9 protein-coding genes are annotated in these 11,791 nt (G+C 66.7%); 3 read left to right on the top strand and 6 right to left on the bottom strand.

Features of this window, described 5'->3' with window-relative positions:
- Together acs and Q8O35_RS14785 are read right to left on the bottom strand one after the other, a co-directional pair.
- The coding region (acs, locus tag Q8O35_RS14790) for an acetate--CoA ligase (protein ID WP_305574721.1) at nt 1-1,924 on the bottom strand (1,924 nt) is incomplete at its 3' end.
- A gap of 180 nt (nt 1,925-2,104) precedes the next feature.
- Complete coding sequence (locus Q8O35_RS14785) at nt 2,105-3,010, bottom strand: LytTR family DNA-binding domain-containing protein (RefSeq protein WP_305574719.1); 906 nt, start codon at nt 3,008-3,010, stop codon at nt 2,105-2,107.
- A gap of 140 nt (nt 3,011-3,150) precedes the next feature.
- Between Q8O35_RS14785 and Q8O35_RS14780 the strand changes: the two genes are divergently transcribed.
- A complete protein-coding gene (locus tag Q8O35_RS14780; protein WP_305574717.1) occupies nt 3,151-3,930 on the top strand; it encodes a metallophosphoesterase in 780 nt (259 codons plus the stop codon).
- Here Q8O35_RS14780 and Q8O35_RS14775 read toward each other — a convergent pair.
- The 4 genes from Q8O35_RS14775 to Q8O35_RS14760 form a co-directional block, all read right to left on the bottom strand.
- Entirely contained in the window at nt 3,909-5,003 is a 1,095-nt protein-coding gene (locus Q8O35_RS14775) for a response regulator (RefSeq protein ID WP_305574715.1), read from the bottom strand. The two genes, Q8O35_RS14780 and Q8O35_RS14775, sit on opposite strands and share 22 nt — an antisense overlap.
- Nucleotides 5,004-5,151: 148 nt before the next feature.
- Entirely contained in the window at nt 5,152-6,147 is a 996-nt protein-coding gene (locus Q8O35_RS14770) for a Gfo/Idh/MocA family protein (protein ID WP_305574713.1), read from the bottom strand.
- Nucleotides 6,148-6,167: 20 nt separating this feature from the next.
- Nucleotides 6,168-7,229: a Gfo/Idh/MocA family protein gene (locus Q8O35_RS14765; RefSeq protein WP_305574711.1), complete on the bottom strand. Its 1,062-nt coding sequence runs from the start codon at nt 7,227-7,229 to the stop codon at nt 6,168-6,170.
- Nucleotides 7,230-7,240: 11 nt separating this feature from the next.
- Complete coding sequence (locus Q8O35_RS14760) at nt 7,241-7,945, bottom strand: cytidylyltransferase domain-containing protein (RefSeq protein WP_305574709.1); 705 nt, start codon at nt 7,943-7,945, stop codon at nt 7,241-7,243.
- A gap of 210 nt (nt 7,946-8,155) precedes the next feature.
- On the opposite strand from Q8O35_RS14760, the gene Q8O35_RS14755 reads away from it, so the two are divergent.
- Complete coding sequence (locus Q8O35_RS14755; protein WP_305574707.1) at nt 8,156-8,974, top strand: L-2-amino-thiazoline-4-carboxylic acid hydrolase; 819 nt, start codon at nt 8,156-8,158, stop codon at nt 8,972-8,974.
- A gap of 135 nt (nt 8,975-9,109) precedes the next feature.
- Complete coding sequence (locus tag Q8O35_RS14750) at nt 9,110-11,740, top strand: PEP/pyruvate-binding domain-containing protein (protein ID WP_305574705.1); 2,631 nt, start codon at nt 9,110-9,112, stop codon at nt 11,738-11,740.
- Nucleotides 11,741-11,791: the final 51 nt, after the last annotated feature.

Here is an 11,791-nt window from a genome sequence, read left to right as displayed (position 1 = left end):
ACTCCGTATCGTCCAACATGCTCAAATCGCCGGGCGCCTCGCCGGTTTCCTCGGCCTTGAGCACGCGGCGCAGGATCTTGCCGCTTCTGGTGCGCGGCAGGGTCTCCCGAAACTCGACGCCCTTGATGACGGCCACCGGCCCAAGCTCCTTGCGCATGTGGTGCTGCAGCTCAAGGATCAGCTCGTCCGAGGGGCTGTGGTCCTGATTCAGGATGATGAAGGCCTTGGCGGCCTCGCCCTTGATCTTGTCGGGCACGCCGATGACGGCGGCCTCAGCCACGGACGGGTGCGCGCGGAAGGCGTTCTCCAGTTCGGCGGTGCCCAGGCGATGCCCCGCGATATTCAACACGTCGTCGGCGCGGCCCTGGATCCAGAGGAAGCCGTCCTCGTCGCGCTTGGCCACATCGCCCGCCAGGTACTTGCCGGGGAACCGGGCAAAGGACTCCAGGTAGCGTTCTTCGCCCTCGGGGCCGAAGATCCCGGTCATCATGGCCGGCCAGGGCTTGTTGATGACCAGCAGGCCGCCCTTGCCAGGGGGCACGGGCTTGCCTTCGCGGTCCACCACATCCACCTCCACGCCGGGCAGGGGCTTGGTCACCGAGCCGGGCTTGAGGAGCGAGATGGGCAGCGGGCTGATCATGAACATTCCGGTCTCGGTCTGCCACCAGGTGTCGAGCAGCGGGCATTCGCCGCGCCCGATGTGCCGGTAGAACCACAGCCAGGTCTCCGGGCCGATGGGCTCGCCAACGGTGCCCAGCAGGCGCAGGGTGGAGAGGTCGTGCATGCGCGGATACTGCGGCCCGAAGCGCATGAGCATGCGGATGAGCGTGGGCGCGGTATAGAAGATCGTCACCCCGTACTTGCTCACGATGTGCCACATGCGGTCGGCCTGGGGATAGTTGGGGTGGCCTTCGTAGATGAGGGTGGTGGTTCCGGCCAGTAGCGGCCCGTACACCACAGCGCTGTGCCCCGTGACCCAGCCCAGGTCGGCGGTGCACCAGAAGATGTCCGTTGGCTTGATGTCGAACACGTGGGTGAGGGTGCGGTGCACGCCCACCATGTAGCCGCCGTGGCAGTGGGACACCACCTTGGGCGCGCCGGTGGTGCCGCTGGTGTGCAGCAGAAACAGCGGGTCGCCCGCGTCCATGACCTCGGCGGGGGATTCGGGGCGCTCGCGGCGCACCACGTCGTCGTACCAGAAGTCGCGGCCCTCGTTCATGTCGGTCTCGACCTTGGCGCGGTGCACCACAACGACGGAATCCACGCAGTCAGCGCCGGCGTTGGCCAGGGCCTCGTCCACCACGGGCTTGAGCTTGATGATCTGGCCATTGCGGTAGAAGCCGTCCGCCGTGACCACGAGCTTGGCTTTCACGTCCTTGATGCGCGAGCGCAGAGCCCTGGCCGAGAAACCCGCGAACACCAAAGAATGCACAGCCCCTATGCGCGCGGTTGCAAGCATGGCGATGACGGCCTCCGGCAGGGGCGGCATGTAGATGACCACGCGGTCGCCCTTGCCGATGCCAAGAGTGCGCAAGGCTCCGGCGAAGCGGTTCACCTCGCGGTAGAGCTCGTAGTAGGTATACTTGCGGCTGTCGCCGGGCTCGCCTTCCCAAATGAGGGCCAGCTTGTTCTTGTTGGCGGTCTCAATGTGGCGGTCGAGGCAATTGTAAACGATGTTGCAGCGCGCGCCAGGGAACCAGCGGTAAAAGGGCGCCTTGCTCTCGTCGAGCACCTGGTCCCACTTCTTGTACCAGTCCAGCTCGTCGGCGGCCTCTTCCCAGTAGCCGAGGGGGTCGTGCGCGGCCTGACGCCGGAACGCCTCCAGCTCCTGGGGGTTCACGTTGGCCTCAATGACCAGCTGCGGCAGGGGCCGGAAGACGCGCAGCTCCTGCGCCAGGCTGTCCAGGGTTCCGCTGTTGTCCATATTCTGTCCTCCTCGGGCGGCGGCAGGATGATATCCCGGCGCGCCCCAGAGCCCATGTGGTCCGCGTGGCGTGACCCGCATGGCTGATATCTACACCAGCCCGCGCCGCTGCGCGCTGTTTCATTCGACGGACGGCGGCGGGAGCGCGGTGAATGGCCGCTTCCCTCCCAGGCCGCAACGCTAGAAGCCCAGCACCTGCTTGAGGCTGGCTATGCGCCTGCGGCTGATGGGCAGCTCTATTCGCGTTCTGCCAGCGGTGCGCAGCATGAAGTTGCTGCCGGGCAAAGACGCGATTTCCGTCACCATATCCAAGTTCACCAGATACTTGCGATGCACGCGGAAGAAGCGGTGCGGGGCCAGGCGCTCCTCCAGGTATTTCACGCGGTAGCTGGTGAGGTATTTCTGCTGGGCCGTATGGACGTAAGAGTAGTCCTCGTAGGCCTCCACGAACACGATCTGCCCGTAGGGCACCAGGTACATGCGTCCGTCCTGGCTCACGGCCAGCTTCTCGATCTCCGGGGTGCGCGCCTGGTTGGTGTCCCAGGCCTGCTTGAGTGCGGAAAGGAAATGGTCCTGCTCGTCGTCCTCAAGGGGCACGGAAACAGTCTTCTCATCCCCGTCAGGCCAGTCGCCATAGCCGCTGGTGTAGCCGTCGGACGACCCCTGGGGCGCGGCCTCGGCCCACTTTTCGGGCATGGGCACCTCGCGGAAGCGGGCCTTGAACTCCGAAAGCTTGGACAGGGTCTTTTGAAGGCGGTCCTCCGGCGCGGGCCACAGCAGGTAGTCCGTGGCGCCCAGTTCGAAGGCGGCAAAGGCCTGGGCTTCCCCTGCGGCAAGAAACACCAGGGCGGGCTTGTTCTTGCGGCCGGCAAGCATCTGCGCCAGCTCCAGGCCGGAGACCCCGCCGGGCAGGTCCAGGCCCACGAAGAGCGCGCCGTAGGGAATGGCCTCGATGAGCTCCAGAGCCTCGAAGGCCGTGACAGCCTCGCCCAGCACCGTGAGGAAGTTCGCACCGGAAAGCGCCCGGCGCAGATCGCGGCGGACGAGGGGGTCAGGGTGCAGCAGAAGCGTTTTCAGCTTGGCCATGCAGGGCGGTTCCCGGCAAGGGGTTTGCCAGCCGCTCCTGCGGCAGGCGGAAACGAAAGCCTCACCAGCACTTGTGCCGTAAATCAGCACCCGGCGCAAGGCCGGGTTGCGCCCGCCCGTCTGCTGATGTAGCCTTGGACATGACTGAAAGCACCCCCACGCCCATCGCCATCCTGTCCGACGTCCACGGCAACCTGGAGGCGCTCACCTCCGTGCTGGCGGACCTGGACGGCCAGAACGCGGAGCGCATCATCAACCTGGGCGACATGGTGGGCTACGGCCCGGAGCCCGACACCTGCGTGAAGCTCCTGCGCGAGCGCGGCGTGGAATCGGTTTTGGGCAACCACGAGCACGGGCTGCTGGAGGCCCAGTCGCGGAGCTGGTTCAACCCCCAGGCGCGCAAGGCCCTGGACCGCACTCGGGCCCTTCTGTCCGATGACTCCCTTATGTACTTCCGCACCCTGCCCCGCACCCGCGAAGCCTTTGGCGCGCTCTTCGTCCACGGCTGCCCGCCGGGGTTGGTGAGCAAGTACCTGTACGAGCTGGACGACGACGGCCTGCGCGAAACCTTCCGCCTGTACCAGAACCGGCTGTGCTTCGCCGGACACACCCACGAACTGGAGCGCATCAGCTGCGTGGGCGGACAGGCGGACGGGGACCAGCGCGCAAAGATCGAGCGCAAGTGTCTGGGCAAGGGCGCGGTGGCGCTGGACCCGCAAGCCCGGTACATCATCAATGCCGGGGCCGTGGGCCAGCCGCGCGACGGCAACAACAAGGCCAAGTATCTGCTGTGGGTGCCCGGAACCGGGCAAAATCCTGACAAGCTGGAAGTGCGCTTCGTGGCCTACGATATCGCCAAAACCGCTGCGGCCATCATCGAAAAGGGGCTGCCCTCAGTCTACGCCGACCGGCTCTGGTAGGCCAGGCACAAGGGGAAAAGCACGGTCACCCGCGCGCCCCGGCCCGGCTCCGATGCGATGGACATGCGCCCCTCAAGCTGTTCCGCAGCGGCCTGAAGGCATTGCAGGCCAAAGGAATTGCGCCCCAGTTCCACGGGGTCGCCCGCAAGACCTCTGCCGTTGTCGGCGATGCTCAGCTCGGCCTGCGCGCCGCTTGCGTGAAGCTCCACCCGGATGACGCCGCCCTGTCCATCATTCGCCGTCCCCTCAGGAAAGGCGTGCTTGATGGCGTTGGTGAGGGCCTCGGCCAGGAAGATGCCGCAAGGGATGACCTGGGCCGGAAGCAACCCCATGGCTTCCACATCCAGCTCCAGCGACAGGCCTGCCTGCGGCGGCGGCGGCGACTGGGCGCCGAACAGGGCGGTGGCGAGGCGCTCGACATGGCTTCTGGCGTCGCTCATGGATTCCGGCCCGCCGTTGACCATGGACTCGTGGGCCTTGGCCAGAGCCAGCACGCGCGCGCCGGCATCAGCCAGGGAGTGCTTGGCCTGGGGATCCGCAGCCTGGATTTCCTGAATGCGCAGCATGCTGTGCAGAAGCGAAAAGCTGTTTTTGATGCGATGGTGCGCCTCGCGCAGGCGAAACGGGGCCGAGGGGTCGTTTCCCGCGCGCAGGGCCAAGGCGACTTCTATGGCCGCGCGGATCTGGGTGTTCTGGCAGGGTTTGACCAAATACGCGCTGGGCAGGGCGCGCCGGGCGCGCCGCAGGAAGTGCTCCTCGCCGTGGGCCGAGAGCAGCACAACCGGGATGCGCAAATCCCGCTGAATCATGGCGCAGGCGTCGATGCCGTCGCCAGGGTCGCCCATGCCGCCCCCATCGTCGTCCGCCCCGCCGCAAGGCATGACGATGTCCATGAGCACCAGGTCCGGGCGCAGGTCACGCGCCATCTCCACGGCCTGTGAGGCGGTGGCCGCCACTCCGGCAAGCTCGTAGCCCTCAGCCTCTAGCAACTCACCAATCTGCATCGCGATGATGGTTTCATCGTCGGCCACCAGAATGCGCGGCCGATAACGCACGGGATCAACTGCTTTCATGGTCCTCCCCTGCTCTTGTCAGGGCGGAAAACTGGGGCGACGTGCGGGGGGGAGGCAATAGGGCAAATGAATCCATCTTTGCAGAATACAGACTGTCAGCTGTACAGTCAACGCAGACTTGGTATTTCACCAAGCGGCACAACCGCGATCAATCCAGAGAGGCAGGCGCGGCAGCCAATTTCCCAGCCAGACGCATGGTCAAAAGCGCGCCCTCAAGATCCAGGGACGGCGGCGCCAGCACCCCCGTGCGCACAAGGTCGGCAAAGGCCCGCAACTGGCCCACAAAACCGGCCTTGAGCCCTGCCTCGTCGGCATCGGGCTCAATGACCTCGCTTGTCCCATCGGCATAGGTTACGCGGCCTGTTTCCAGAGGCCGAAATTCCACGCTGACACCCTCGCCCTTCAGGATCACGCCCCAGCCGCCCGGCGAATGCCAGTTGGCCGTGTACGAGCCCAGCACCCCGCCGGGAAAGCGCAGACAGGCCGCGAACTGGTCGCCAAGGGGCTCGTGCAGGCTGGCGCACAAGGCATGCGCCACCTCAGGCTCGCCGCCGAAGTGCCGCAGAAGGTCGATGGTGTGCGTTGCGTTTGCGAAAAGCCAGGCCCGCAGCACAGCATCGCTGAAGCGCCCGGTGCCGCGCGCCACGGCCATGCGCTCGCTGCCCTCAATGTGCACGGCGAGAAGACGCCCACGTTCACGAATCTTCGCAACACCCTTGCCGAACACGGAATAATGTCTGCGGTTGAAGCCCACCATGGCGCGGGCGGAAGCGGCGCGGGCAGCCTTGGCAACATCCTCGGCCTCGGCCACGCTGAGGCCGACGGGCTTCTCAAGAAACAGCGGCAGGCCAAAGCCCAGGCATTCCAGGGTCAGCGGGGCCATTGCCTGGGGCGACACCAGAACCATGAGGGCGTCGGGCCGGGCGGTCTCCACCAACTCTGCTGGCGAGTCCGCCACCAGGGGCAGGCCGAACTCATCCGCCAGGGACTGGGCCTTTTCCCGCGTGCGCGAGGCGATGCCGACGGGCACAAGCTCCGGAACGCGGGCCAGGGCCATCAAGTGCTGCCGGGCGACAAACCCGGCGCCGATCAACCCGATGCGGAGGGGTTCAGCCTTAGGCGGGGCGGAAACTGCGGCGGTCATGTGCTTTCCTCGACTTGTCGCTAGGTGATGGGCACGTCGAGCTTGAGGCCCGCGCCGGAAAGGGGCAAGGCCACGCGGGCGCCGCCGTTCTGGGACGAAAGGTGCGCGGCCAGCACCACGTCCACGGATTCTATGCCCGCGAGCAGCGTGGGCTGGGCGTTCGGCCCCAGCAGATCGCGCAGGCAGTCCGCCGTGGCCTGAACGATGTCCAGGGCCGGGCCATGGTCAAGGGCCACGGGCTCGGGCTGCACCAGCCGCGTCTTGGCCATGTGGCGCTGATCCTGGGGCCGGGCCGTGGCGCGCGCCGCGCCAACGGGGGCGGGCGTGAAGTCGTCGGTCTCGGCCACGCCCTCGGTGCCGATGACGATGCAGCGGGAGGCGCGGGGCACGTCCTCGGACAGCTCGAAATCGCCGGTGAAGCGCCAGCCGTCGGCACACTCGAAGCCCACGCTCACCTGACCGCCGGGGTCGAAGAACTGCGCGCCGCGCACGTTGGGCGCGGGGTCCTTGGTCAGCTCCGCGCTGACCCACACGGGCCGGGCGTCGAAAAGCCAGCCCGCGTAGTCGAAATAATGCAGGCCAACGCAACCCACGCCGCCGCCGCCCACAATGGCCCAGAAGCGCCGGGGCCGTCCCACCAGCCCGTCCAGCAGAGCCTGCCGGAACAACAGGCACCGCGTAAGGAAGCGGCGGCAGAGGTTCACGGCCAAACGCGTTCCCGCAGCCTCGCAGGTTGCCGCCATTTCACGGGCCGACTCCCCGCTGGTGCTCATGGGTTTTTCGCACAGCACAAAGGGAATCTTGGCCTGGGCCGCCGCCAGCACGATGTCGCGGTGGCTGGGGCCGTTGGTGGCCACGCACAAGAGGTCGATGCCGCCTGCGGCGATGAGTTCGCGCCAGTCCGCCACCACGCGGGGCGAGTCGGGCCTGGCTGCGGCGAACTCGCGCGCGCCCTCCACATGCATGTCGCACAGGGCCACTGTGCGCACGCCAACACCTTGGGCCGCCAGGGCGTCCAGGGCGGCCACGTGCCGCTTGCCCATTCCGCCCAGCCCGATGACTGCGGCGCGTATTCTGTTCATTTCCTCTCCGTTCATGAAATGCGGCCCGCCCTTCGCAGCAGAAGCTCGCAGATGTCGAAATCAAGCAGGTCGTCGACGTCCTGGGAGCGGTCTCTGGGCATCTCGAAGCCGCGCGTCTCCGGGGTCAGGTAGCTCCTGGTCCGGGCCAGCCACTGGCAATCAGCCACGTAGACCGCGCCGTTTGGCGCAAACACGCGGGGCAGGTCCTGCCTGCGGGTATGGTAGCTCTCCTGGGCGATGACCGGCGACATGCGGCCATCCTCGGCCATTGTGAACATGAAGTACGGGCTCTTCTCCGGCTGAGTCACCGTGAGCACGCATGGATGCCCGCCGTCCAGGCAGGCGGCGATGCAGCCGTCGATATCCTCCACCGTGCGCAGAGGCGAAGTGGGCTGCAAGAGCACCACGTAGTCGTAGGCCTCAGGCTTCAAGGCCTCCACGGCATGCAGCACCGGATCCACGCCCGGAGTGTCGTCCCGCGCAAGCTCAGCCGGGCGCACAAAGGGCGTCTCGGCCCCGTGGGAGCGGGCCACGGCAAGAATGCCCTCGTCGTCGGACGAGACCACGAGCCGGTCGATCATGGCCGAACGCCGCGCCTCGCGGATGGTCCAGGCGATGAGGGGCAGGCCGCCCAGGTCGCGAATGTTCTTGCCCGGCACGCCTTTGCTGCCGCCGCGCGCGCTGATGGTGGCCAGAATGCGCTTGCCCTTGTACATGCGGTCTCCTTATTGTTGTCGCCAAACATCTTAGCCTGTTTGCCTTTAACCCGCAATGCGGCGCAGGGCAGCCTCCCGGCTGCAGGCCACATTCGGCATGCCCGGTAACGAAGGCGGGTCGAGAGCTTCCGCGCCCCTTGCCCCCAGCGCAAAAAGCCGCCATACTTGCCTATAATCAACCCAGCCGAGAGCAGCGCCAAGCGAGGCAGCATGCACGAACCTACCCTGTTTTCCCGGCGGACCATGCTTCGCTTCGGCCTAACCCTCGGGCTCGGCTTCGGGGCCTGCGCCTGCTTTTTCCCGGCCCGTCTGCTGGCGGCGGGCACAACCCCAGACGCTGGGCGCGCAAAGGCGCTCCAGGCCCAGTTCGGCGGCGTGAGCCAAGGCGTCGAGGCCTGGCTGGCCCCGCGCACAGGCGCAGCCAAGGCGGCGGACATCGCGGCGGAGAGCCGGGCGCGTTTTGCGGCGCTCATCCCGGCCATCCCGGACATCGGGCCCGGCAACAGAAACCAGGAAAGCCTCTTGCAGGCCGTCTGGCTCACTGCCGTCACCCAGGCCATGCAGGCTTACGGCCAGCCGGAGAAAGACGCCGGGCGGCTGTTGTACGACCTCTGCCAGGAAGAGCTGAGCAGAACGCCCCGTGAGCGGCTCAAGGCCCAGGGCCAGGCCATGTTCGCCCCGCAGGGGCGGGCCGAGCTTGCGGCCTGGACGCAAAAGACCCAAGCGCGCCGATACCACGGCGACTGGGTTGGCGTGGCCGTGTTCGGCGACGGCGCGGACTTCGACCTGGGCTACGACTACTCCGAGTGCGGCGCCGTAAAATTCTTCCAGGCCAACGGCGTAGGCGCAGTGGCCCCATATTTCTGCCTCAACGACTTCGTGCTCTCCCAGGCCCAGGGCACCGGCCTTTCACGCGCGCACACCATCGGCCAGGGCGACGCCCTGTGCGATTTCCGCTACAAGAAAGACAGGCCCGTCACACAGTCCTGGGACACGGAAGAGCCCCGCTTCACAAAGAAGGCCGGCTAGCCAGCGCCCGGTCATTAAGGCCTTCCAGAAATTCCCGGCCATTGCGGCCAGCCCGGCCTTGCGTCCGCGCCGGGCTTTCTGTAGTGTTCGAGCGTCACACCCCGGCGCTTTCATTCTCAAGCACTGGAGACGCAAATGCTCAAGTTTCTGAACATGCTCCTCGGCAGCGGCAAACAGCAGGGACAGTCCAGGGACGACGACGCTGTCAAACGCAAATACGAATATTTCAAGAGCCTGCTCATCAAGAACAACCGCTCCCTTGAGATCCTGACGGAGCTTGAGCACCTGCTCTTCGAAAACAAGCCCTTCACTCTGGACCACGTGCTGGCCCTCAGCGAGGACCTCATCAGCCTGGTGTACGACCTGGCCGAGGACCTGAACGCCCTTTCCGGCGGCAAGTATCCCGGCCTCTTCGACGCCACCGAGCGCCTGGGCGTCACGGTGCTCAAGGACCTGGTGCATAGAAAGCGCATCAAGAAGGGCGAGCTTCTGCTGCCCATGCGCGCGCTTTCCGCCGAGCTGGCCGACGAGGTGGGCGGCAAGGCCGCCAATCTGGGCGAGGTGGGCAACCGCGCCGGACTGCCCACGCCGCGCGGCTTCGCCGTCTCCGCCTACGCCTGCCAGCACTTCCTCAAGACCACGGGCCTTTCCGAGCGCATCGAGCGGCGCATGAAGCGCATCGACGTGAAGGACACGGAAAAGCTCATGGAGATCTGCGAAGAGATCCAGGCCATGATCATGGCCGCCCCCCTGCCCGAGGAGCTTTCCCGCGGCATGGCGCGGCTCATGGAGGAGTTGGCCGAGCTTTTCGGCCCGGAGGTGCGCGTCTCCGTGCGCTCCAGCGCCACCTGCGAGGACTCCGAAGCCACCTTTGCCGGGCAGCACTCCACCGTGCTCAACGTGAGCGCCCAGAACGTGGACCGGGCCTGGAAAGAGGTGGTGGCCAGCACCTTCAGTCCGCGGGCGGTGTATTACCGCCGCAGCATGGGCTATTCCGACGACGACGTGGTCATGGCCGTCTTGTGCGTCACCATGATCGACGCGCGCGCAAGCGGGGTCATGTACACGTGCGACCCCAACGGCCCGGGCGGCCCCCGCCGCGAAGGCGACGACGACATCCTCATCAGCGCGGCCTGGGGCCTGGGCGTCAGCGTGGTGGACGGAAGTGCCAGCACGGATTTCTACGCCGTGCGCCGCAAGGACTCCGCCCTGGTGCGGCACGACGTGGCCAAGAAAATCCACCGCCTGCGCCTGCGCACCGAGGACGGCATCCGCGAGGAGGCCGTTCCCGAGGCCGAGCGCGAGACCCCCTGCCTGGACGAAGCCAAGATCCGCCAGCTGGCGGCCTATGGCGTTCGGCTGGAGGAGCATTACGGCCAGCCCCTGGACATCGAATGGGCCCAGGACCAGAGCGGACGGCTGTTCATCCTCCAGGCCCGACCCCTTGGCATCGGCCATGGGGCGGCGGACGAATGCAGCCTTACGCCAGAAGCCGAGCCTCTGCATGGCCGCGAGGTCGCGCTGCGCGGCGGCGACATGGCCGCGCCCGGCAGCGCCGCAGGCCCGGCATACATTCTCACCACCGACCACAACCTGCCCGCCGTGCCGCAGGGGGCCATCCTCGTGGCCCGGCAGACCTCGCCCACCTACGTGCCGGTCATGGACCGCATCCGGGGCATCATCACCGAGGTGGGCAGCGTCACCGGGCACATGGCCTCCGTTGCGCGGGAGTTCGGCGTGCCCACCCTCGTCGGACTGGACAACGCCACACTGGCCATCGAGCAAGGCGAGGACATCACCCTCGACGCCACCAGCCGCATCGTCTACCGGGGCATCGTGCCGGAGCTCATCCGCGACAAGCCCTGCGTGAACCTCATGAAGGGCAGCCCGGTGTACAAGGCCGCGCAGGAAGCCCTCAAGCGCATGGCGCCCCTCACCCTCACCGACCCCAAGGCCGACAACTTCTCGCCCGAGGGCTGCCGCTCCCTGCACGACGTCATCCGCTTCGCCCACGAGATGGGCATGCGCGAGATGTTCAACCTCGGCGACGAGATGGAAGACACGGAAGGCGCTGTGCGCCTGCGCGCGGGCCTGCCCCTGAACATCCTTGTGGTGGACCTTGGCGGCGGGCTCACCCCCACGGCGCCCAAGAAGGTCGTGGAGCTGGAGCACATCAAGAGCGCGCCCTTCCAGGGCCTGCTGCACGGCATGACAGATCCCGGCGTGCGCTGGCTGGGGGGCGTGGGCGTCAGCCTGACAGGCTTCGCCACCATCATGGCCGAGTCCATAATGAGCGACCCCAACGCCGACGGCAGCCTGGGCGGCCCCAGCTACGCGGTTGTCAGCGACCACTATCTGAACTTCAACACGCGCCTGGGCTACCACTTCGCCGTTGTGGACAGCTACTGCGGCCCCTCCATCAACGACAACTACATCGTGTTCTCCTTCAAGGGCGGCGCGGCCGACATCGCCCGGCGCTCCCGGCGCGCCAAGCTCATCGCGCAGATTCTGAAGCGCCTGGCCTTCAAAACCGAGATCAAGGGCGACATGGTGCGCGGGGAAATCAAGAAGTACTCGCAAACCGACCTGAAGCAGAAGCTCGACATGGTGGGCAGGCTTTTGGGGGCCGTGCGCCTGCTGGACATGCTGCTCTCCGACGACGGGCAGATCGGCTGGTATGTGGACGAGTTCTTCAAGGGCAACTACGCCTTCGAACGCCACGGCGACGAACCGCAGCCCCCGCCGCAGCAGGACAGCCTGGTCTAAGAATCCGCAAAGATCACGGAAAAGGCCGGAGGGAGCGATCCTTCCGGCCTT

This window comes from Humidesulfovibrio sp., assembly GCF_030689645.1.
GTDB lineage: Bacteria > Desulfobacterota > Desulfovibrionia > Desulfovibrionales > Desulfovibrionaceae > Humidesulfovibrio.
This window is presented reverse-complemented; position numbering and strand designations above follow the sequence as displayed.